This window comes from Flavobacterium sp. KS-LB2 (assembly GCF_036895565.1).
In the GTDB taxonomy this organism is placed as follows: Bacteria; Bacteroidota; Bacteroidia; order Flavobacteriales; family Flavobacteriaceae; genus Flavobacterium.
The window spans coordinates 1317590-1342415 of sequence record NZ_CP145904.1 but is presented as its reverse complement, the minus strand read 5'-3'; the positions used below and the strand labels follow the sequence as shown (position 1 = coordinate 1342415).

At 35.1% G+C, this 24826-nt stretch carries 12 protein-coding genes; 9 read left to right on the top strand and 3 right to left on the bottom strand.

The window, feature by feature from the left end; genetic code table 11:
• The first annotated feature begins 4 nt into the window (after positions 1–4).
• The 5 genes from V5J73_RS05730 (at position 5) to V5J73_RS05710 (ending at position 8661) form a co-directional block, all read left to right on the top strand.
• On the top strand, positions 5–781 hold the full coding sequence (locus tag V5J73_RS05730; protein ID WP_338648225.1) for a hypothetical protein: 777 nt from the start codon (positions 5–7) through the stop codon (positions 779–781).
• Between the two features lie 558 nt (positions 782–1339).
• The gene (locus V5J73_RS05725) at positions 1340–4927 is read left to right on the top strand and encodes a PAS domain S-box protein (RefSeq protein WP_338648223.1); all 3588 of its coding nucleotides are present in this window, start codon (positions 1340–1342) and stop codon (positions 4925–4927) included.
• Between the two features lie 88 nt (positions 4928–5015).
• Positions 5016–5876 (top strand): KPN_02809 family neutral zinc metallopeptidase, encoded by an 861-nt coding sequence (gene ypfJ, locus V5J73_RS05720; RefSeq protein WP_338648222.1) that lies wholly within the window; start codon positions 5016–5018, stop codon positions 5874–5876.
• Between the two features lie 166 nt (positions 5877–6042).
• On the top strand, positions 6043–7332 hold the full coding sequence (locus tag V5J73_RS05715) for a DEAD/DEAH box helicase (RefSeq protein ID WP_338648221.1): 1290 nt from the start codon (positions 6043–6045) through the stop codon (positions 7330–7332).
• 282 nt (positions 7333–7614) lie between these two features.
• The gene (locus V5J73_RS05710; RefSeq protein ID WP_338648220.1) at positions 7615–8661 is read left to right on the top strand and encodes a hypothetical protein; all 1047 of its coding nucleotides are present in this window, start codon (positions 7615–7617) and stop codon (positions 8659–8661) included.
• Positions 8662–8918: 257 nt separating this feature from the next.
• Here V5J73_RS05710 and V5J73_RS05705 read toward each other — a convergent pair whose 3' ends face one another.
• Positions 8919–9617 (bottom strand): pseudouridine synthase, encoded by a 699-nt coding sequence (locus V5J73_RS05705; RefSeq protein WP_338648219.1) that lies wholly within the window; start codon positions 9615–9617, stop codon positions 8919–8921.
• 150 nt (positions 9618–9767) lie between these two features.
• Positions 9768–11303 (bottom strand): YifB family Mg chelatase-like AAA ATPase, encoded by a 1536-nt coding sequence (locus V5J73_RS05700; protein WP_338648217.1) that lies wholly within the window; start codon positions 11301–11303, stop codon positions 9768–9770.
• Between the two features lie 231 nt (positions 11304–11534).
• Here V5J73_RS05700 and V5J73_RS05695 point away from each other — a divergent pair, with 231 nt between their 5' ends.
• The 4 genes from V5J73_RS05695 to V5J73_RS05680 all read left to right on the top strand — a co-directional run bounded on the left by V5J73_RS05695 (position 11535) and on the right by V5J73_RS05680 (position 17939).
• Positions 11535–14531 carry an amidohydrolase family protein gene (locus V5J73_RS05695; protein ID WP_338648215.1) on the top strand — a complete coding sequence of 999 codons (2997 nt, stop codon included), beginning with the start codon at positions 11535–11537 and terminating at the stop codon, positions 14529–14531.
• 70 nt (positions 14532–14601) lie between these two features.
• Positions 14602–15909, top strand: coding sequence for an amidohydrolase family protein (locus V5J73_RS05690; RefSeq protein ID WP_338648213.1), 1308 nt, complete (start codon positions 14602–14604; stop codon positions 15907–15909).
• A gap of 9 nt (positions 15910–15918) precedes the next feature.
• Entirely contained in the window at positions 15919–16296 is a 378-nt protein-coding gene (locus V5J73_RS05685; RefSeq protein WP_338648210.1) for a PH domain-containing protein, read from the top strand.
• 326 nt (positions 16297–16622) lie between these two features.
• Positions 16623–17939, top strand: a complete 1317-nt coding sequence (locus tag V5J73_RS05680) for an ammonium transporter (RefSeq protein ID WP_338648209.1) — start codon at positions 16623–16625, stop codon at positions 17937–17939.
• A gap of 382 nt (positions 17940–18321) precedes the next feature.
• Here V5J73_RS05680 and V5J73_RS05675 read toward each other — a convergent pair whose 3' ends face one another.
• Entirely contained in the window at positions 18322–24465 is a 6144-nt protein-coding gene (locus V5J73_RS05675) for a T9SS type A sorting domain-containing protein (protein ID WP_338648207.1), read from the bottom strand.
• Positions 24466–24826 lie beyond the last annotated feature (361 nt).

Below are 24826 nucleotides of genomic sequence, written 5' to 3'. Positions count from 1 at the left end.
CTAAATGAATAAAACTGTACAAAACCGAATTGAAGAAATTAAAAAGAATGGTTATACCTTAGATTTTGGAAACGTTTTCAACCTTGCTTTCGAAAATTATAAAAAAATTGCATTGTATGGTGGGCTACTACTATTTGTGTTTTTTTGCCTGCTTGCTATTGCAGTATTTGGTTTAATCGTCACGGTATTTGACCCCCAAGCTGCTTTAAAATTTTTAAAACCTGAAAATATAACTCCAGAAGCTTTAGGATTAAATACCTTATTAATTATCACTGGAATTTCTGTTTTAATCACCAGTTTGTTGAGTCCATTTACTGCAGGACTAATAAAAATGCCGTATTGTGCTGAAAGAGATGAAGAATTTCATGTTTCTACCATGTTTGAATTTTTTAAAGCGCCCTATTTCAAGGAACTTTTCCTAGCTACATTTCTAGTTTCTATGTTGGGTTCCGTACTTTCTACATTAATTAATTATATTCAAATACCTATTCTAGGTTTTGTTGCTACCGTAACACTATCTTTATTTACCATTTTAATGATTCCGCTTATTATTTTTGGTAATTTAAAAGCGATAGAAGCGATAGAAGCAAGTATTTTAATCGTTTCTAAACAACCATTAGTATTATTAGGACTTTTAGTTGTTGGTTCAATTGCTGCAATGGTGGGTTTTATAGGATGTTGTATTGGGATATTTTTTACTTTGCCTTTTATTTATTCATTATACTACGCCATTTATAACGAAATTATAGGATTTGATTCTGAGAATGAAAACACAATTTAAAAGTATTTTTGATAGCTAAAACCAAAATTTAATTTTTGTGAATTTTGGTTTTTATTTAAAATAAATCCTTATATTGATTTAAATATCAAGGTAGATACCCAAATCTGGTCTTTAAAATCTAATTAACATACTTCTATGGTGTCATACTGTAGCCTATTGACTATTTTCAACTCAAAATTAATTTTATTTTGGGTTACTAATTTTTTTACTACAAATACTCTTTTATGGGTTATCATTGTTAGTCTATTTATTTTTCTAACCTATAAAATTCATACTATAAAATCTACTTTAAGAAGTAAACTATTAGAAAAAGGAGTAGAAACTATTTCTAAAAATAAAGAATATCAACTTTATTTACTCTTTTTAGGAATAATACTACCTTCCATAGAAGTTATTTTTGAAATCTTTAAAATCAGACCTGTGAGCCTATTAGTACCTAATTGTACGATTGGGTTTTCTTTAATAGTATTGTATTTTATAAGTACCAGATCAATTATTGTGTTTAGATATATTAAAGAGATTTTCATTACTCTTTTCTTAATCTATTTTTGTTTCATAGTGCGCAATCTAATTTTTTCTCCAACTGATGTTATTCCTATTACCGCTTTTGTGGTTTCGTTTTTCTTTGCTTACAACGTGATACGGCCTATAAATGTATATTGGTTTTTTGTAACATCCGTATACATATTCATAGGTATTGCTTATTTTTTTGAATTAATACCGTTAAAAACAAATATTTCACTATTTATTTACTCCTCTATAATCTTGATTATAAATTACATTCATCATGTATCATTATTGAATACTGATGTTGAATTTCGTTTTAACAATCAAATTATCAACAAAGGAAATTCACTGATTCTGGCAACAAATAAAAAAGGTGAGATTGTTTTTTGCAGCGAAAATGTGGAAACTATTTTAGGATATACCGTTGATCAAGTTATGGGATTGGGGTACTGGAAAGAAACCGAAGATACTGAATTCTACGGAGAAGATTATCATACTAAGTTTAAGGTAGACAGAATATTTATTCGTAGAGTTAAGTGTAAAAATGGTGAATACAAACACATACAATGGGATGACAAAAAGTTTTCAGACGATTTAATCATCGGTATTGGTCAGGATGTGACCAATGAAATCCATTTACAGAACCAGTATAAAAATTTAATTCAAAATGCTATTGATCTTATTTTTGAGGTAGATCAATTTGGTAATTTTACATTTGTCAATGAATTTACGATAAAAACTTTAGGCTTTAAAGAAACCGAAATACTAACGAGACATTATTTAGATTTTATACGAGAGGATTACTGCAGCAGCATCATGGATTTTTACCAAAACCTGTTAGAAAATGAGCAAAACTTCCCAACGATTGAATTTCCATTATTAAAGAAAAACGGAGAAGAAATATGGGTTTCCCAAAAAGTAATCATTAATCGAAATGAAATTGGAAAAATAATAGGATACTCTGGTATTGCAAGGGATATTACCAAACTCAAAGACATTGAATTTGAAAATAAAATTCGTCAGAAAAAAGTAGAAGAATACAACAAAACAATTAAGAAGCTATCGACTACAAACTTTAGCAATTACAAAAATCTGGACATTAGCATAATGCAAATCATTGAATCTGCTGCAAAAGTCACTAAATGCAGTCGCGTTAGTTATTGGAATTATACAGAAGATGTCATTACTTGTGAAAATTTATATGAATTAGAAACTGATACCTATACCAAAGGATATATATTAGAAAAAGAAAATTACCCTATTTACTTTGAATCTATAAAAAGTAAAAAGCAAATTTGTGCTCCAGATGTTTTAAACAAACGAGAATTATGCGAATTTATAGAAAATTATTTTCTAAAATACGATATCAAATCACAACTCGATATTCCCATTTTTATCAATGGAGAATTGATGGGAACCATCAGTTTTGAAACTTCAAAAAACAAAAGAAATTGGGATAATGAAGATATCATTTTTGCTAGAACAATTTCAGATATCATATCATTGACCATAATTTCACATAGTAGGTATGAAGCTGAAAAAAAATTAGAATACAAGAGCGACCTTTTATCAGCAATGGCTCTTTGTACAGAGAAATTTTTAAACAGTAAAGATATAAATGACATTTTCTCTGACGTACTCATAATCATGGGAAAAGCAACAAAATCACATCGAGCGTATTACTATGAGAATGATCAAAATACTGGATTTATAAGTCAGAAATACCGATGGATAATACACAATATAAAACTAACCGAAAATAATGTAAAACTTCAAAATTTACCCTACGAGTACTTTGAAGAGCTAATAACACCACTTTTAAACAATAAAATATACAGAGCCATAATTCCTAAAATTGAAAACATTTCTCTGAGGAATAAATTAATAAATGTAGATGTAGTATCCTTGATTCTTTTTCCAATATTTGTCAGAAACAAATTTCATGGTTTTTTAGGTTTTGATGATACTCAAAATGAACGATTGTGGTCAGAGGATGAAGTTAATATTTTACAAACATTAGCTAGTAACATTGCTTCTTCTATTGAAAGAATTGCTAACGAAACAGCTATTAATGAAAGTGAAGAAAAATTCCGTTTATTAGCTAATAATATTCCCGGAACTGTTTATTTATCTAATTATGATGACAATAACACCAAAATTTACATTAATGATGAAATTGAAAAACTAACTGGATACCCAAAATCAAGTTTCCTTAATAATCAATTATCTTTCATTGACTTAATTCATCCAGAGGATAAAACAAGTACAATTGCAGCACAAAAAAATGCGATAGAAAACAAAAAAGCCATTCACTTAACCTACCGAATTATACATAAAGATGGCCATATTGTTTGGGTAGAAGAGTTTGGAGATACGATCTATAAAGATGGAAAAATTGTATTTATTGAAGGTATTTTTATTGATATTACAGAGAGAAAAAAGACAGAAACTGTTGTTCAACAAAAGGAATTAGCGGAAGCTGCAAATAAAGCAAAATCGGATTTTTTGGCTAATATGAGCCACGAAATAAGAACGCCTTTGAACGGAATTATTGGTTTCACCGATTTATTAATGAATACTAATCTAGGTGCGACTCAAGAGAAATATATCACTACGGTAAATCAATCAGCGCATTCATTATTAGATATCATAAATGATATTCTTGATTTCTCAAAAATTGAAGCGGGAAAATTAGATTTATTTATAGAGAAATACGATATCAAAGAAATGTTAAGCCAAATTATTGATTTAATATTGTACGAATCCAATCAAAAAAAATTAAGCTTAAAACTCAATATAGCTTCAGATATTCCAAAATATTTTTGGGTAGACAGCGTACGTTTAAAACAAATATTGATTAACCTGCTCGCCAATGCTGTAAAATTCACTGAAAAAGGTTCTATAAAATTAGATGTAAATGTTCTGGATAAAATAGATGATTCAAATGCTACAATTCGTTTTGCAGTAATTGATACAGGAATTGGAATTTTAGACCAAAATAAAAAGAAAATATTTAAAGCATTTTCTCAAGAAGACAGTTCTACTACCAGAAAATTTGGTGGTACCGGATTAGGACTCACTATTTCGAATCAATTATTAGGCTTAATGAATAGTCATTTACAATTAGAAAGTAAAATTGATGTGGGCAGTACTTTTTATTTTGACTTAGATTTGAAAATAAGTGATGAACCTGCCGAAAAACTTAGCTTATTTGAAACTGATTTCGATACTATCAAAGATATAGTCGTTAAAAAAACCATCAGCATTAAAAAAATAAAAATATTGATTGTTGAAGATAACAAAGTAAATATGTTATTGCTAAAAACAATAATTAAAAACTTAAAACTCAATCCAGTTATTTATGAAGTTATAAATGGTAAAGATGCTGTAGATCAATTTGAAGCGATAAATCCTGATATTATTTTTATGGATATCCAAATGCCCATTATGAATGGATATGAAGCGACCCAAATAATTAGAACTTTAAAATCAGGTCAAAATGTACCTATAATAGCAATAACTGCAGGAACCGAAAAAGAAGAAAAAGAAAAATGCCTTAAAGCAGGAATGAATGATTATATCCCAAAACCAATTATAAAAGGAATCATTGAAGAAACTATTTCCAAATGGACAAGTTAACATCTTCTAAAAAAAGAATGTTTATCCTTTAAAATTTTATACTTTTATGTCTATTGATTTTTTTAATAACAACTAAAAATAATACAATATGAAATGGAGTGGTAGACGTTCAAGTGAAAATTTTGAAGACCGAAGAGGAATATCTTCTGGAGGAAAAACAATTGTAGGAGGTGGAATTATTGGTATAATTATCTTGTTATTGAATGTTTTTGGTGGAGAAAACGCTCAAATGCTTACGCCAATATTAGAACAAATGAATGGAGGAAATGCAGCTCCTACTGAGCAAAGAGCCTTAACAGCCGCCGAAATTGAAGAAGGAAAATTTATAGAAGCCATATTAGTAGATACGGAGGATGTTTGGGGAAAAATATTTCAGGAAAATAACATGCAATACAAAAGACCAAATTTAGTGTTATTTACTGGCGGTGTGGAAACCGCTTGTGGTAATGCAACATCAGCTTCCGGGCCTTTTTATTGTCCTGGTGACCAAAAAGTATATATGGATTTAGCCTTTTTTGAAGAGCTAAAAACTAGATTTGGTGCGCAAGGTGGGGATTTTGCAACAGCCTATGTAATCGCCCACGAGATTGGCCATCATGTACAAACCTTGCTAGGAACTTCTGCTAAAATGAGACAAATGCAAGAAGGAAAAAGTGAAGCTGAAGCCAACAAATTATCCGTAGCTTTAGAATTACAAGCTGATTTTTATGCCGGCGTTTGGACGCATTACAATCAAAAAATGAACAATTTCTTAGAGGAAGGTGATATTGATGAAGCATTAAGTGCGGCTCACGCGGTTGGTGATGATGCCATTCAATCTAAAATTCAAGGACATATTGTTCCGGAATCTTTTACGCATGGAACTTCGGCGCAACGTAAAGCTTGGTTTATGAAAGGGTATAAATCCGGTGACATCAATCAAGGCGATACTTTTGCCGAAATAAGATAAATCAAAAAGCAATTATAATTTAAAAATCGGGATATATTCCCGATTTTTTTGTGCTTACATTTAAACAAATCGAGGCAATCAAAAGCACATCGGAAAATTAACTGTACCTTTGCGCCCAATTAAAAAAGTAACCTAAATAATAGTGTTTACTTTATAAACACCATTTATGTCATTTAACTCATTAGGTTTATCTGATGCTTTACTTAAAGCCATCAGCAAAAAAGGGTACACAACTCCCTCTCCAATACAACAAAAAGCAATTCCCCCAATATTAGAAGGCAAAGATGTTTTAGCATCTGCACAAACAGGAACAGGAAAAACAGCCGGTTTTACATTACCTATTTTACAACTATTATCACAGGGCCAGCACTTAAGACAAAGACCTATTCGTGCCTTAATATTGACGCCAACCAGAGAATTAGCCGCACAAATATTAGCCAACATCAAGGAATACAGTGTATTTTTAGACTTAAAAAGCACCGTTATTTTTGGTGGTGTAAATCAGAATCCCCAGGTAACGCAATTGCGTCAGGGTGTCGATATTTTAGTCGCCACTCCAGGTCGATTAATCGATTTGCAAAACCAAGGTTTAATATCACTTGCAAAAGTAGAAATCTTAGTTTTAGACGAGGCTGATCGAATGTTAGACATGGGTTTTTTACGAGATATAGAACGAATCTTAAAAGTATTGCCTACTAAAAGACAAAACTTACTTTTTTCGGCAACCTTTTCAAAAGACATAAAGAAATTGGCGATGGGTATTTTGCACCATCCCGTTCACGTAGAAGCAACTCCGGAAAACACTACCGTAGATGCTATTACTCAAATAATATATCCTGTTGCCAAAGAGAAAAAAACAGAACTCATCATTAAATTGATTACAGAAGGAAACTGGAAGCAAATTTTGGTTTTTACCCGTACCAAACAAGGCGCTAATAAATTGACAGAAAGCATGATTAGTGCCGGAATCAAAGCAGCAGCCATTCACGGAAATAAAGGTCAGGGCGCACGTACCAAAGCCTTAGCGGGTTTCAAAGACGGAAGCCTGACCGCTTTAGTCGCTACCGATATTGCGGCTAGAGGACTGGATATTCCATTGTTACCGCATGTGGTCAATTTTGAATTGCCTAATATTCCTGAAGATTACGTTCACCGAATTGGTCGTACAGGAAGAGCTGGTGCCAATGGGGAAGCTATTTCGTTATTCAGTCCGGACGAAACGGTCTTTTTACGTGATATCGAAAAATTAGTAGGTTTGAATTTGCCCAAAGAAAACATCAAAGGTTTCGAACCCGATCCTAACGCTTCCAAAGAACCAATCAAGCAAGGGCAAGGAAGACAACAACGCGATTCAACTCCGCGAAAACCAAAAACTGACACTACAAACCGAAGCAGCAATAACAGTTTTGGTCCAAGACGCCCAAGTCAAAATAATGACCGACGCTCAAATAGATAATTAATTTTTATTATTTTTTAGGAGCAGAACGATTTCGTTTTTTTAGAACTTATTTCCCGCTATACATTACAAACCTAGTGAGAGCTGAACACCAGCTCTCACTAGGTTTTTCATTTCAAACGTAGTTCACTGAACTCCAATTAAAATAAAAGCTAAGTGAAGTAATCGGGGCTATTGAGAGCGTTTTTACTTTCATAATACCATTTTGCAAATTCATCCCTTGAATATATTATAGCTAGATGATTTGTAAGAAAAAAAACAATATATTTGGAATAAAATAATATGACCTTATCACACATATCTTCCCTAAATTGGGTGGCTTTGCATGATTTTGTCTTACATATAAGCAAGTTAGCAGCAAATCACAAAAATCACAATAACATGGGGCAAATAATAATACCTACTGACAGAAAAATTAACGGTCCTTGGATTCTTGATTTAAAGTCATTAGAAGAACTTAATGAAGTATTACTAACTATCGAAGAAAAACTTGAACAAGCCTCTGAAGTATTGCTTACAAAAACGGCTGAATCATACCTTGAAGAATACAAGGATAGGCATGAAAATATTGATTTAGAAAGTGCCAAATTAAAAGTTAAAAATATAAATTACAAATTTAATTCTTCAGAAAAGTTTGCATTAATAATTACAAAACAAGGAAACAAAATTAAAGACGATAACTTACTATCAATATTGAAGGGAAACGAGATTAATGAATATAATCCAACTGAACTAAAAATACACATTAGAAAAGGTCCTTGTGAATTCACTTTAGAAGTAACAACAAATTATCAAGGTGAATTAGAAACTAGAATAAAATCAGTCGACGATGATATATTTAACGACATTAACTATGAAATAAATAAGTGGATTGAGAATCATAAACCAACTCTAATTATGCAAAAATGGTCAGGTTGGTTTCCATTTGCAGCCTTCCCTATAATTATGATGCTTGTTTTTGCAACTCCACTTTTTATAAAGAATGATAAAGATGCTTACAAAACTCAATTAGAACAAAAGGCTAATTTTCTTTTAAAGGATGGACTAACGCCTGTTGAAACTACAAAAGCAATTGAAATAATTTTACAACATGAAAGTGACTATGTTCCTGAAACGTTTAAACAAGACAATAAAATAAATGAAATATTAGGCACGGTTTGGATTATAACCATATTAGGGTTAATAATTTTGATGATAAAACCTAACACTGTAATTGGACTTGGTAAAAGTAGGTGGAAAATAAAGTTTTATAAAAGATGGATTTACTTTGTCTTGGTTTTTATTCCTCTTTCGATAATATTACCCATTTTAAGAAGTAAACTGATTTAATCTGCTGCTAACTTTCTGTTATCCAACGCTATCACCAGCGTCCCGCTCGTGAACACTAACAAAAGTAAATCTCTATAAATTTCTAATAGGCACGAGCGGGACGCTCGCGCTCGCAATCGCATTATCGATTTTGCAGAAGTTAAATATCTGAAATCAAAAATCGTTAATCAAAAATCTGAAATCTGTTCCTCTTTATATTGAAAACTGTTGTTTCCAATTACAACAATATTGTAAAGCATTCTTTACAAATTAGTATGCTATTCATAGGTATTCAAATCTAGCTTAAGAATAGTACCTACTCTGCTAAACTCTTCATTAATCTTTGCATTCAGGATAAGTGGTTCATTAGTTATGGGATGATTAAAAATTAACTGGTGTGCATGAAGCATCATTCCTTTCAGTTCAAAATGCTCCAACCATAATTTATTTTGTTTGTTACAACCATGTGGACGACTTCCTAAAATGGGATGAAAAATATGTTTGAAATGTTTTCGTAATTGATGCATCCGTCCCGTTTCAGGAATCGCCTCTACCAAACAATAACGTGACGTAGGTTTATTGTTAAATTCTAACTCAATTTCGGTAGTTTGCAATCGATGAAAGTAGGTTATTGCATTTTGTATAATGCCATCATCATTGATTAAATCATAATCAATCGTTAGATCTTCGGGTGACCAACCACGTAAAATTGCTAAATATTTTTTTTCGACTTCGCGTGTGGCAAAACGATCATTCATAATTTTCAAAACCACTTTATCCAACGCAAATAACAAGACACCGGATGTTTTGCGATCTAACCGATGAATAGGATAAACGTGTTGCCCTCCTATTTGATTTCTCAATTCTTGAATCGCATAAACTTTTGCATCGCGCGCGTAAAACGATTTGTGGACTAACAATCCACTTGGTTTATTAATGGCAATAATATATTCGTCTTGGTACAGAATTTCTAACATTTGGCAAAAATAAAAGAGATTCCTCTCGAAATCTCTTTTTTGACGTATTTATTTCTATACTTTTCTTTTTTCTCCTTCTAGTGCAATCCTATTCTCAATTTTGCAGCCGTGAAACATCTGAAATCAAAAATCGTTAATCTAAAATCTATTTTAGCCCAACCAACCATCACGATCCAAACTTCTATATTGAATGGCTTCGGCAATATGGCTCGAAACCACTATTGGAGCTGCATCCAAATCAGCGATCGTGCGTGCTACTTTCAAAATCCTGTCATAGGCCCGCGCCGAGAGATTCAATCGTTCCATCGCCGTTTTCAATAATTGCTTAGAAACATCATCCAAAGCGCAGTACTCCCGAATGTGTTTGGTATTCATTTGGGCATTATAATGTATATTTTCCATTTGCTCAAAGCGTTCGGTTTGAATTTCTCGCGCCGCAGTCACTCTTTTCCGAATGTCAACACTGCTTTCCGCTTTTTGATCATCCGATAATTTTTCGAAAGGAACTGGCGTTACTTCAATATGAATATCAATTCTATCCAATAAAGGTCCTGAGATTTTACTCAAATACCGTTGCATTTCGTGTGGTGAAGACGTTTGTGGTGAATCGGGATCATTGAAGAAACCACTTGGACTCGGATTCATACTCGCCACCAGCATAAAAGACGACGGATAAGTAACCGTAAATTTGGCTCTTGAAATCGTTACTTCTCTATCTTCCAGCGGTTGACGCATCACTTCCAAAACGTCTCTTTTAAATTCAGGTAACTCATCCAAAAATAAAACGCCATTATGTGCCATAGAAATTTCGCCCGGTTGCGGATAACTTCCTCCGCCCACCAAAGCGACATTCGAAATTGTATGGTGTGGACTACGAAACGGCCGTTGATTCATCAAACCGACTTCCTTTAATTTTCCGGCAACGCTATGAATTTTAGTTGTTTCTAAGGCTTCACGCAACGTCATAGGCGGCAAAATACTGGGTAATCGTTTAGCAAGCATCGTTTTTCCGGCTCCCGGTGGACCAATCAAGATAATATTATGTCCTCCGGCAGCAGCTATTTCCATACAGCGTTTTATGGACTCCTGCCCTTTGACATCACTAAAATCGAATTCGGGAAAGTCTAATGTTTTATAAAATTCAGCTCTCGTATCTATTGTTGTTGGTTCCAGCGTTCCTTTTCCCTCCAGGAAATCAATCACTTCCTGAACATTTTCTACTCCATACACATCTAATCCAGCAACGATTGCGGCTTCTTTTACATTTTGCTTCGGAAGAAAAAAACCTTTAAAACCTTCTTCTTTGGCTTTAATGGCAATTGGCAACGCACCACGTATCGGTTGAAGGCTGCCATCAAGGGAAAGTTCCCCCATAATGATGTATTTATCTACATCATCCGCTTTGATTTGACCTGATGCGACCAAAATCCCTATTGTTAAAGTCAAATCATAGGCTGAACCTTCTTTGCGCAAATCAGCGGGAGCCATATTGATGGTGATTTTTTTGCCAGGCATAGCATAACCATTATTTTTAAGCGCTGCGGCAATACGATAACTACTTTCTTTAATTGCATTGTCTGGTAAGCCAACTAAATGATACCCAATCCCTTTATCAATATTTACTTCAACTGTAATAGTTGTAGCTTCAACTCCAAAAACGGCACTTCCGAAAACTTTAACTAGCATCTTTACTTATTTTGATTCTAAAATTAGACAAACATTTTCGATTATTATAATTATTCCTACAAAATTTAAAATGATAGAAAATAGTAGAAAAATAGGCCAAAATAATTAGAATAATTTGATGGAGACATACAATCTGCTCTTTTTCAGCAAAAAACAAATGTTAAAATCAAAAAAAAATAATGCTTAACATATTCCTTTTTTTACTTTTAGAGAATAATTAGAAACTATACTATGAAAAAAATCTTACTTCTACTGTATTTCAGTATTTTATTACCAAAAGCCTATGCGCAAGAATACTTTCCTAACAATGAAAGTGTTCAAAACAAAAACACAAATTTTACTGCTTTTACCAATGCAAAAATTTATGTTACACCTACACAAATTATTGAAAAAGGAACTTTATTAATTCAAAACGGTAAAGTGATTGGTGCTGGAAATAATATCGTTATTCCTAAAAATTGTACCACCATTAATTTAGAAGGAAAATCAATTTATCCTTCGTTTATTGATATGTACACTAATTTTGGTATCGAAAAACCAAAAGGAATTAGCAGTGCTGACAGAATTGCTTTATATGATACCAAAAAATCTGGGCATTACTGGAACGAAAATATCAAATCAGAAGTAAATGGTTATGAAAGTTTTAAATACGATCAAACTAAAGCCGATGAATTATTGAAAGCAGGATTTGGTATCGTTGGAACTCACGTTCAAGACGGAATTGCTCGCGGTTCAGGAACATTAATTGCGTTGAATAATTTTGATAAAAGCAACCAATTACTATCTGATAAAGTAACCAACCACTTTGCATTTACTAAAAGTGTGACAACGAATCAAGCTTATCCAAGTTCATTGATGGGAATGATGGCATTGCTTCGCCAAATGTATTTAGATTTAGATTGGTACAAAAAAGGAAATGCCACTACCAAAGATTTATCTTTAGAGGCCTTGTCAAATAATGAAAAATTAGTTCAAATATTTGCTACTGAGGACAAATTAAATAGCTTGAGAGCTTCAAAAATAGCCAAAGAATTTGGATTAAATTATGTGTTGAAAGGAAACGGAAATGAGTTTGAGCGTATTGAAGAAATCAAAAAAACAAATTCGAAATTTATTATTCCAATCAATTTCCCTGAAGCGTATGATGTTTCTGATCCAAACCAAGCCAATCAAATGGAGTTAAAAGACTTGCGTTTTTGGAATCAAGCACCAACCAATCTGAAAGTTTTATCCGATAACGGAATTATTTTTGCCTTAACAACTGACAAGTTAAAGAAGTTAGAAGATTTTAGACCTAATCTATTAAGAGCGATTAAATACGGATTTGATAAAACAAAAGCCTTAGAAGCTTTGACAACTATTCCTGCTTCTATTTTAGGAAAAAGTAATGAAATAGGAAGCTTGAGAACAGGAAGCTTGGCTAATTTTATTATTACATCTGGTGAGATTTTCAATGAAAAAACAATACTTTATGAAAACTGGGTACAGGGTAACAAATTTGTTATAACTGATATAGCCATTAGAGATATTCGTGGGAATTATGATTTAACCATTAATACTGAAAAATACAAATGGAAGATTGATGGCGAAATTACAGCACCAAAATCTGAGATAACCACAGTTGATAATAAAAAAATCAAATCAAAACTTACTTTTACCAATAACTGGATTTCAACGGTAATTAAACCTATAGACTCTACTAAAACTAGTTTCACCAGATTAATTGGCTATATCGAAGACAATCAAGCACTTTCAGGAAAAGCCGTTTTGTTCAATGGGAACGAAGTAAAATGGTCTGCAGTAAAAACAGCTCCTTATGTAAAAGTTATTGATTCCGCAAAAATTGAAAAGAACAATGCCATCATGCCAACAACATTTCCTAATGTTGCTTATGGTAATTTGAAAAAACCAACTGCACAAACACTATTATTTAAAAATGCTACCGTTTGGACCAATGAAAAAGATGGTATTTTAGAAGAAACGGACGTATTAGTAAAAAATGGAAAGATTGCATCTATTGGAAAAAATATTTCTGATGCATCAGCAACAATCGTTGATGCTAAAGGAAAGCATTTAACAAGCGGTATCATTGATGAACATTCCCATATCGCTATTTCTAATGGAGTTAATGAAGGTGGACACAATTCAAGTGCCGAAGTAACGATACAAGATGTAGTGAATTCAGAAGACATTAATATATACAGAGATTTAGCAGGTGGGGTAACTATTTCACAATTATTACACGGATCAGCGAATCCAATTGGTGGACGTTCAGCAATTGTAAAATGGAAATGGGGAGCACCAGCAGATGAAATGCTTTACAAAGACCAACCGGGTTTTATCAAGTTTGCTTTGGGAGAAAATGTAAAACAATCTAGCTCAAGAAGCAATAATCCTACTCGTTTTCCTCAAACCAGAATGGGTGTTGAGCAAGTATTTACAGATTACTTCCAACGAGCAAAAGAATATGATATGGCTTGGAAAGCGTACAATTCAAGTGGTAAAAAAGGAAAAGGCAAGGCTCCTAGAGTAGATTTAGAGCTACAAACATTAGCTGAAATATTAAATAAAGAACGTTTCATTACCTGTCACTCCTACGTACAATCTGAAATTTTGATGTTAATGAATGTTGCCGAAAAATTTAATTTTAAAGTAAATACATATACACACATTTTAGAAGGATATAAAGTAGCTGACAAAATGAAGGAACACGGTGTAGGTGCCTCAACTTTCTCTGATTGGTGGGCGTATAAATTTGAAGTAAATGATGCAATCCCTTTCAACGGACCAATTATGCACAATGCAGGACTTGTAGTAGCTTATAATTCTGATGACGCTGAAATGTCTAGAAGATTGAATCAAGAAGCGGCAAAAGCGGTGAAATACGGCAATATTTCAGAAGAAGAAGCTTGGAAATTTGTAACCTTAAATCCTGCAAAATTGTTACATATTGATGATAAAGTAGGAAGTATAAAAGTGGGTAAAGATGCTGATATGGTATTATGGAACGCTAATCCATTATCAATTTATGCAAAAGCTGAAAAAACAATGATTGAAGGGGTCGTTTATTATGATGTTCAAAAAGATCAGGAACAAAGAGTAGCTATTGCTAAAGAACGAAATGAATTAATTGGTCAACTATTACAGGAAAAAAATAAAGGTATGATTACTCAGGAACCTAAAAAAGCGGAAAAGAAAGAGTACCACTGTGATACCATGGAAGAATAACGGAATAATTTGAATTTCAAAAAACCGAGCTTTTACAAAAAAGAAAAGCAATTTTAAAAAACGTATAAATATGATTAGTAAAAAAATATATCTTTTAGTGTTGGTCTGTAGTATATCAATACTTACAAAAGCACAACAAACACCTGCCCTAAAACAATCAAAGTCCGTTCTTATTCTTAATGCTACGGCACATTTAGGAAATGGAGAAGTAATTGAAAATAGTGCTATAGGATTTGTTGACGGAAAAATTAATTTGGTAGCAGATGCCAGGGTGATACGTCTTGCTGATGGTGCCTATGACATCACGATTAACGCTAATGGAAAACACGTATATCCAGGATTTATAGCCCCAAATTCTACATTGGGTTTAGTAGAAATTGATGCGATAAAATCATCTGATGATGAAAATGAAATTGGAGTGATGAATCCTAATGTAAGAAGTATAATTGCTTATACTGCTGACTCTAAAGTGATAGAAACTGTTAGACCAAACGGAATTTTGATGGCTCAAATTACACCACGTGGCGGTACAATTTCTGGCACATCCTCAATCGTTCAGCTTGATGCATGGAACTGGAAAGACGCGGTTATAAAAGAAAATGATGGGATGCACATGAACTTCCCTACTACTTTCAGAAGAAGTGGCTCTTGGTTTGAACCTGGAAGTATTGAACCGAACAAAGACTATGCAAAACAAATTCTTGAGTTGACTGCTTTTTTATCTAATGCTAAAGCCTATTTAGGTGATAGTTCGAAAGAAAGGAATTTAGTTTTAGAATCTACTAAAGGTTTATTTGACGGAAGTCAAACCTTATTTATTAATGCTAATGAAGAAAAACAAATAATTGATGCAGTACAATTTGCTAAAGAAAATGGAATAAAAAAAATGGTGATTGTAGGAGGATATGAAGCATACAAAACAGCCGAATTATTGCAGAAAAATGGTATTGGTGTTTTGCTAAGACGCGTTCATGAAATGCCTCTAAGTGAGGATGATGACATTGATTTGCCTTTCAAATCAGCCAAATTATTAACAGATAAAGGTGTACTAGTAGCTTTAGAAAACAGTGGAGCTATGGAACGTATGAATACCCGAAACTTACCGTTTCTTGCTGGAACATGCGCTGCTTATGGACTTGACAAAGAGCAAGCTCTTCAATTAATCACCTCAAATACTGCTAAAATATTAGGAATTGATGCGCAATGCGGTACCTTAGAACAAGGAAAAGATGCTACGTTATTTATATCTGAAGGAGATGCATTGGATATGAGAACAAACAAATTGACTAATGCTTTTATACAAGGAAGAATGATTAGCCTAGAAACACATCAAACAAAGCTAAACGACAAATATAAAACAAAGTACAATCAAAAATAAATTATAGCAATGGGACTATTTAATGCCATCCTTGGCAATGCATCTGAAGTAAATATTGAAAATGTCTCGAAAGAATTTGAGCCAATCTTAATAGATGGAGAACGAATTGAGAAAGCGTACAAACTAATACGTGACATGTTTATTTTCACAAATAAAAGACTAATTTTAGTAGAAAAGCAAATGGTTGGAACTAAAGTTGATTATATGTCAATCCCTTATTCTAGCATCAAAAAATTCTCTAAAGAAAGCGCTGGAATATTGGATATGGATGCTGAATTAAAAATTTGGTTAAATAACGATAGTACACCAATTGTCAAACAATTTGGAAAAGGAGGTAATAACATTAATGAAGTTTATAAAATTTTGAGCCAACACCTATTAAAATAAAGATATATTGAACTTTAATAATTGCACTAATTGAATTTTCAATTGGTGCATTTTTTTTTAATGATATTTGAAATCTAGTATAAAAAAAGAACCGTTCCTATAAAGACCTATTAATTTTTAAAATAATTATAATATTCAATCATAAAAAGACAATTTATCTTAACCTTCCTTTAATAAATTATAAATATTAACTTTAAATTATAATATACCCATAATAAAATAGGGTGTAGATTGTAGAAAACACAAAAATAAAGCATTCAATAACATTTTTTAGGGGGCTTATTAATGATTTTTATACTTTTATCGAAATTTAAAACTAAAAAACAATGCGAAAAATTATTTTAAGTGTGATATTAATCACGATTTTGGTATTAACCCTTTTTTCAAATTATTTCATAATTGATAGCCCTGCTCCAACAGAAGCTGTAAAATTTGATACCGGCGACACTGCTTGGATGATTGTTGCAACAGCACTTGTATTAATAATGACACCAGGTCTTGGTTTTTTCTACGGGGGAATGGTAGGAAAAAAGAACGTAATTAGTACAATGCTTCAAAGTTTTATGGCTATGATAATTGTTACTGTTTTATGGGTTGTTGTAGCCTTTGGTTTATCATTTGGTCCTACAATAGGAGGTATAATTGGTAATCCGCTACCTAATTTGTTTTTTCAAGGTGTGAATACTACTACTGCATGGAGTCTTGCTCCAACAATACCCTTTATGTTGTTTGCTTTGTTTCAAGCAAAATTTGCAATCATTACACCTGCCTTAATAACAGGAGCTTTTGCAGAAAGAATTCGTTTCTGGGCTTACCTATTATTTATGGTATTATTCATATTACTTGTTTACGCTCCATTAGCACACATGACTTGGCATCCAGAAGGTATTTTCTTTAAAATGGGAGTATTAGATTTCGCTGGAGGAACAGTAGTGCATATGAGCGCTGGATGGGCTGCATTAGCCGGAGCAATTTTCTTAGGAAAAAGAAAAATACAAAAAGTTAACCCTGCACGTATTACTTACGTATTGTTAGGTACTGGTTTATTATGGTTTGGATGGTTTGGTTTCAATGCAGGTTCAGCATTAGGATCTAATGGTTTAGCTGTACAAGCATTAGGTACAACAACTGTAGCTGCTGCTGCTGCTGGAATGGCTTGGGTATTTCTTGATAAAATTCTTGGACACAAACTTTCTGCAATGGGAGCTTGTATTGGTGCTGTTGTAGGTTTAGTAGCTATTACGCCTGCTGCAGGTTTTGTAACTATTCCTCATGCAATGTTCATCGGTATATTTGCAAGTGTTGTTAGTAATTTAGTAGTTAGCAAATTTCCTAAAGGTAAAATTGATGATGCTCTAGATGTATTTGCTTGTCACGGTGTTGGTGGAATGGTTGGAATGCTATTGACTGGTGTTTTTGCTTCGAAAGCGGTAAACTCAGTAGTAGGAGATAATCAAGGCCTAATATTTGGTGATGCTACATTATTTTTAAATCAATTAACTGCTTTAGTTATAGTTTCAGTATTCGCATTTTCAGCATCTTATTTCCTTTTCTTTATTGTAAACAAAATAACTCCACTAAGAGTAAGTGAAGAAAAAGAAGAATTAGGTTTAGATATTTCTCAACATGGTGAGTTTCTATAAATCAATTTTTAAATAAAATCAAAAAAAACACTCTGAAATCAGAGTGTTTTTTTTTGATTAAGCCCAAGAAATAATATTCATTTATTTCATCTTAAAACTTTTTTAGTATATTTCAAATACCTCGAACTAGTCTTAATCATAAACAATAAGTTGACATTTCAATTTGTAGCACTAATCATAGAAATCATTTATTTTTTTGCCTATCGAAGTAATAAATACCCCAATTTAAATAATAGAAACCATTTTATTAAATTATCATTTACTGATAACCACTATAAATATCCTTTTTAAGAAAAGTGAAACATAAAAAAAGTAGCAAAAAAACTCCATCTCAATAAAAATTGAGATGGAGTTGATTTAAACCTTACAGGTAAAATATTTTTTACTGTTTTATCAATTTCACTGCTTTTTGTTGATCTCCTTGCTTGATAATTGCTAGATATAAACCTGTAGAAAACTCTTCACCAAACTTAATTTCTTGATTGGTATTATTTTGAATATGTTTTATCATTCTACCCAGCATATCATATACAAACACTTCTGTTTTTTCAGTAGTACCCCCTTTGATGTCAATCATAAAATATTGAGCTGATGGGTTTGGATATACTGTTATTGCAAATGGCAGAACTTCTACAGTTTCCTCAACACTGATCACTTTTGAAGCTCCATTTTTCTTTACCTCATGAATTACAATAGAGCCTCCTCCTAATTTTGTAGCATCTGTAGGCGTACTATTATCCGAGAGCCCGATGTTATTATCATAAACAACTCCTGAGCTATTCCAAATCTTAATTCGGAATTTATCATAACCACCACCTCCATTAATCTGTCCATCAACAGCAGACACCATAAAGTTAAAGCTACCAGAACCGTTAATAGTTCCTATTCCTTTATAGATAGCCTGAGACCCTGCAATTACAAGTGATCCAGATACGTATGTTGAACTAGCAAATTTTAAGTTTCCTGCTTGAAACTGAAACTCTGTATTACCCTCAGGTACATTCGAACCTTTTTTATATTTGGAAACAAATCCAAAATTTGCTTTACCTGTTACTGTTGGATCAACAATATATGCGCCAACTGGAGAATTAATCCATCCACCTCCCGTAACAAATCCACCATTTGGATCATATACAGGCAAGTAAGCAATAGAGAACGAACAGCCAGAACCTGCTACAACATTCACTTTATAAACTTCTACTGGTAAACTAGTTACAGATGTACTTGCAACACCAGCACTGTTAGTAGTTGCTTGATAACTCAATAATACTCCATTCCCATTGTCAAGGCTAAAGGTAACAGAAACTCCACCAATAGGAGGATTAATAGTTGCAGACAGCGTTGCAGGCAAACCAACGGCTATAGGATTACTACTAGCAGATGCATCAATAGATATTATGCCATTAATTATAAAGTTCGCCGTATTATATGTGATTTCATAATTACTTAATACCCCAGCAGGACTTAGCAAAGCACTGATTACATAAGGACTTGCTCCAACTGCTTCTCCTGAATTTCGACTGTAAGTAGCACTAACTACGTCTGTTGCCAAAAATCCAGTAAGAGTACCACTAAAAATAGGATCAATTTGACCACAATATTTACTATTAACCATTGGAGTAACTGAAGCTATTTTTCTTATTACAGTAAGTTCTCCGTCAGGATTACTAATTGTATAATTCGTTAATCTTCCATTAGGATCAACTAACTGTCCAATGATTGGATATGTAGAACCAAATACTGTTGCAGTTGCTACACTACCTATACTTGAACGGATTACTGTAATGACATCTCCGGCTTGAACACCTGTGATACTTCCTGCATAATCTCCATTTGTCAACACTTCACCATACACTTTCTGACGATTTGTATTTACTACAGTGATAGCTGCTTTGCCAATAGTAAAGTCTTCGCTGTCCGAAGAGGCCAAGTGATTGGCACTTTCCCCATACGAATAACTCGCAGTAGCTGTTCCTGCATTGGTATTGTTAACGTAAACCGCATCGGGTGTCAAACTCAATCCGCCTGCTCCTGTTACGGTTACGGTGGCTGGTGTTTGTGCCAATCCACTATAGGTAAATGGTGCTCCCGTAATGGTTACAACTGTCGTAGATGCTGCTTTGCCAATAGTAAAGTCTTCGCTGTCCGAAGAGGCCAAGTGATTGGCACTTTCCCCATACGAATAACTCGCATTAGCTGTTCCTGCATTGGTATTGTTAGCGTAAACCGCATCGGGTGTCAAACTCAATCCGCCTGCTCCTGTTACGGTTACGGTGGCTGGTGTTTGTGCCAATCCACTATAGGTAAATGGTGCTCCCGTAATGGTTACAACTGTCGTAGATGCTGCTTTGCCAATAGTAAAGTCTTCGCTGTCCGAAGAGGCCAAGTGATTGGCACTTTCCCCATACGAATAACTCGCAGTAGCTGTTCCTGCATTGGTATTGTTAACGTAAACCGCATCGGGTGTCAAACTCAATCCGCCTGCTCCTGTTACGGTTACGGTGGCTGGTGTTTGTGCCAATCCACTATAGGTAAATGGTGCTCCCGTAATGGTTACAACTGTCGTAGATGCTGCTTTGCCAATAGTAAAGTCTTCGCTGTCCGAAGAGGCCAAGTGATTGGCACTTTCCCCATACGAATAACTCGCAGTAGCTGTTCCTGCATTGGTATTGTTAGCGTAAACCGCATCGGGTGTCAAACTCAATCCACCTACTCCTGTTACGGTTACGGTGGCTGGTGTTTGTGCCAATCCACTATAGGTAAACGGTGCTCCCGTAATGGTTACAACTGTCGTAGATGCTGCTTTGCCAATAGTAAAGTCTTCGCTGTCCGAAGAGGCCAAGTGATTGGCACTTTCCCCATACGAATAACTCGCAGTAGCTGTTCCTGCATTGGTATTGTTAGCGTAAACCGCATCGGGTGTCAAACTCAATCCGCCTGCTCCTGTTACGGTTACGGTGGCTGGTGTTTGTGCCAATCCACTATAGGTAAACGGTGCTCCCGTAATGGTTACAACTGTCGTAGATGCTGCTTTGCCAATAGTAAAGTCTTCGCTGTCCGAAGAGGCCAAGTGATTGGCACTTTCCCCATACGAATAACTCGCAGTAGCTGTTCCTGCATTGGTATTGTTAGCGTAAACCGCATCGGGTGTCAAACTCAATCCGCCTGCTCCTGTTACGGTTACGGTGGCTGGTGTTTGTGCCAATCCACTATAGGTAAATGGTGCTCCCGTAATGGTTACAACTGTCGTAGATGCTGCTTTGCCAATAGTAAAGTCTTCGCTGTCCGAAGAGGCCAAGTGATTGGCACTTTCCCCATACGAATAACTCGCATTAGCTGTTCCTGCATTGGTATTGTTAGCGTAAACCGCATCGGGTGTCAAACTCAATCCGCCTGCTCCTGTTACGGTTACGGTGGCTGGTGTTTGTGCCAATCCACTATAGGTAAATGGTGCTCCCGTAATGGTTACAACTGTCGTAGATGCTGCTTTGCCAATAGTAAAGTCTTCGCTGTCCGAAGAGGCCAAGTGATTGGCACTTTCCCCATACGAATAACTCGCAGTAGCTGTTCCTGCATTGGTATTGTTAACGTAAACCGCATCGGGTGTCAAACTCAATCCGCCTGCTCCTGTTACGGTTATGGTGGCTGGTGTTTGTGCCAATCCACTATAGGTAAATGGTGCTCCCGTAATGGTTACAACTGTCGTAGATGCTGCTTTGCCAATAGTAAAGTCTTCGCTGTCCGAAGAGGCCAAGTGATTGGCACTTTCCCCATACGAATAACTCGCATTAGCTGTTCCTGCATTGGTATTGTTAGCGTAAACCGCATCGGGTGTCAAACTCAATCCGCCTGCTCCTGTTACGGTTACGGTGGCTGGTGTTTGTGCCAATCCACTATAGGTAAATGGTGCTCCCGTAATGGTTACAACTGTCGTAGATGCTGCTTTGCCAATAGTAAAGTCTTCGCTGTCCGAAGAGGCCAAGTGATTGGCACTTTCCCCATACGAATAACTCGCATTAGCTGTTCCTGCATTGGTATTGTTAGCGTAAACCGCATCGGGTGTCAAACTCAATCCGCCTGCTCCTATTACGGTTACGGTGGCTGGTGTTTGTGCCAATCCACTATAGGTAAATGGTGCTCCCGTAATGGTTACAACTGTCGTAGATGCTGCTTTGCCAATAGTAAAGTCTTCGCTGTCCGAAGAGGCCAAGTGATTGGCACTTTCCCCATACGAATAACTCGCAGTAGCTGTTCCTGCATTGGTATTGTTAACGTAAACCGCATCGGGTGTCAAACTCAATCCGCCTGCTCCTGTTACGGTTATGGTGGCTGGTGTTTGTGCCAATCCACTATAGGTAAATGGTGCTCCCGTAATGGTTACAACTGTCGTAGATGCTGCTTTGCCAATAGTAAAGTCTTCGCTGTCCGAAGAGGCCAAGTGATTGGCACTTTCCCCATACGAATAACTCGCATTAGCTGTTCCTGCATTGGTATTGTTAACGTAAACCGCATCGGGTGTCAAACTCAATCCGCCTGCTCCTGTTACGGTTACGGTGGCTGGTGTTTGTGCCAATCCACTATAGGTAAATGGTGCTCCCGTAATGGTTACAACTGTCGTAGATGCTGCTTTGCCAATAGTAAAGTCTTCGCTGTCCGAAGAGGCCAAGTGATTGGCACTTTCCCCATACGAATAACTCGCAGTAGCTGTTCCTGCATTGGTATTGTTAGCGTAAACCGCATCGGGTGTCAAACTCAATCCGCCTGCTCCTGTTACGGTTACGGTGGCTGGTGTTTGTGCCAATCCACTATAGGTAAATGGTGCTCCCGTAATGGTTACAACTGTCGTAGATGCTGCTTTGCCAATAGTAAAGTCTTCGCTGTCCGAAGAGGCCAAGTGATTGGCACTTTCCCCATACGAATAACTCGCAGTGGCTATTCCTGCATTGGTATTGTTAGCGTAAACCGCATCGGGTGTCAAACTCAATCCACCTGCTCCTGTTACGGTTACGGTGGCTGGTGTTTGTGCCAATCCACTATAGGTAAACGGTGCTCCCGTAATGGTTACAACTGTCGTAGATGCTGCTTTGCCAATAGTAAAGTCTTCGCTGTCCGAAGAGGCCAAGTGATTGGCACTTTCCCCATACGAATAACTCGCAGTGGCTGTTCCTGCATTGGTATTGTTAACGTAAACCGCATCGGGTGTCAAACTCAATCCGCCTGCTCCTGTTACGGTTACGGTGGCTGGTGTTTGTGCCAATCCACTATAGGTAAATGGTGCTCCCGTAATGGTTACAACTGTCGTAGATGCTGCTTTGGTGATATTTCCAGATGTAACAAAATTCGCCATGCTATAATTAGCGGCCAGCCCACCATTAGTTCCATCAGCAAGGCTATAAGAAATCGTTGTTGCTTTGCCCACACCAGCATTTGCATCAGCAAAGTTAGTCGCAGAAGGTGTAATTACTAAAGTCTCTGTACCAACAAGACCTAATACAGTACCTAACGAGACTGAACCAGCAACTGGAGAATTGTCATATTCTTTTGAGGCTACTGTTGAAGTAGCAGTTAATGCTTTTTTGTTAACAGTTAAAATAGCATCCGTAACCAAATTACTATTCACAGAACCACAAGATCCAGTTACAACAACTCGATATTTCCTACCTGACAAGCTAACTCCCGGTTTGGTTAAAGTAAGGGTATTGGTAGTAGCGCCAGAGTAAATTCCACCATTTGCGATAGGAGACCAAGAACTGTTAAATTCCTGCCATACAAAACCGGTAGCACCAGAAGCGGCAACACTAAAAGTTGCATTAGCACCATAAGTAATAGATTGATTGCCGGGTTGACCACCAATAGTTGGTAGAGTACAAGTTGCATATGTAGCATTTATTGAATAACTGCCAGTAGATGGAACATTTGTCGGTGAAACGGGATTAGTACTTATCAAAGCATATGTCGTTCCTGAAACAGTAATTGTAGAGGGGTATTGAAAACTTAAACTTCCAATCAACGCAATGTTTGAACTAGCACCATTACCACCTCCTCCAGTAGAGAAGGTAACAGAAGTATCTACTATAATTGGTCCAGGTGCCGTTCCTTCATATTGCACTGTAACACTAATATTATTAGGAAGGCCTGTAGTGGTAAATTTAACATTCGCATCTGTAAATTCTGCTGTTGCAACTCTACCTGAGGTTTGCCCTGTAGCAGTTAAAACAAAAGCAACACCCAGATGATTTTCTTTTATCAAAAATCCACCATAATAGATTTGCCCACTCGCATCTGCAATGGCAAAATTATCATGTGAGTTCGAACAGGTTACGGGCTTGGGAGTCTCCTCAAAGTGGAAATCAACCCGCTCTCCTTCCTGCCAGCCAGTACCGGTAATAATTACATACTCACCAGGAGCATAATCGTCTTTATCGGTGGTGACCGTAGCTTGACCAAAAGTAACATTTGCAAAAAATAAATTTGCAATAAAAAAAACAATCGTTAAAAAATGTGATTTGAGTAGAAATGTTTTCATATTTATTGAATTTAAATAATAAAATAACGAATACTATATGCCTAACTATAAAATACAGAATGTTTAGAATATTATCTCTATTGATTAAAGTAGCTCAATAAAAAAACAATCCTCACAATTATCTAATTTTCAAAAACTTATACACTAAATTATATAATTAAGAATACATTAATCTTATTTTTAATACATTTTCGATTAAAGGAATAAAAAAAACTACCAACTACATGTTTTACATTTTTTTAGAAGAAATAAAAAAAATAATTTAAAAAAAGTGGCTCTTTATACACTCTTTTTTATTTTGATTCTTAAAATTTCTTGCAGTTTCTTTATAGTTTGAAACAAAAAAAGCTGCCTTAATAGA

What these genes read in the sequence shown, in the direction of transcription:
- V5J73_RS05730 (WP_338648225.1), top strand. Translation starts at nt 5, where the DNA reads ATGAATAAAACTGTACAAAACCGAATTGAAGAAATTAAAAAGAATGGT.
- ypfJ (WP_338648222.1), top strand. Translation starts at nt 5,016, where the DNA reads ATGAAATGGAGTGGTAGACGTTCAAGTGAAAATTTTGAAGACCGAAGA.
- V5J73_RS05715 (WP_338648221.1), top strand. Translation starts at nt 6,043, where the DNA reads ATGTCATTTAACTCATTAGGTTTATCTGATGCTTTACTTAAAGCCATC.
- V5J73_RS05710 (WP_338648220.1), top strand. Translation starts at nt 7,615, where the DNA reads ATGACCTTATCACACATATCTTCCCTAAATTGGGTGGCTTTGCATGAT.
- V5J73_RS05705 (WP_338648219.1), bottom strand. Translation starts at nt 9,617, where the DNA reads ATGTTAGAAATTCTGTACCAAGACGAATATATTATTGCCATTAATAAA.
- V5J73_RS05700 (WP_338648217.1), bottom strand. Translation starts at nt 11,303, where the DNA reads ATGCTAGTTAAAGTTTTCGGAAGTGCCGTTTTTGGAGTTGAAGCTACA.
- V5J73_RS05695 (WP_338648215.1), top strand. Translation starts at nt 11,535, where the DNA reads ATGAAAAAAATCTTACTTCTACTGTATTTCAGTATTTTATTACCAAAA.
- V5J73_RS05690 (WP_338648213.1), top strand. Translation starts at nt 14,602, where the DNA reads ATGATTAGTAAAAAAATATATCTTTTAGTGTTGGTCTGTAGTATATCA.
- V5J73_RS05685 (WP_338648210.1), top strand. Translation starts at nt 15,919, where the DNA reads ATGGGACTATTTAATGCCATCCTTGGCAATGCATCTGAAGTAAATATT.
- V5J73_RS05680 (WP_338648209.1), top strand. Translation starts at nt 16,623, where the DNA reads ATGCGAAAAATTATTTTAAGTGTGATATTAATCACGATTTTGGTATTA.
- V5J73_RS05675 (WP_338648207.1), bottom strand. Translation starts at nt 24,465, where the DNA reads ATGAAAACATTTCTACTCAAATCACATTTTTTAACGATTGTTTTTTTT.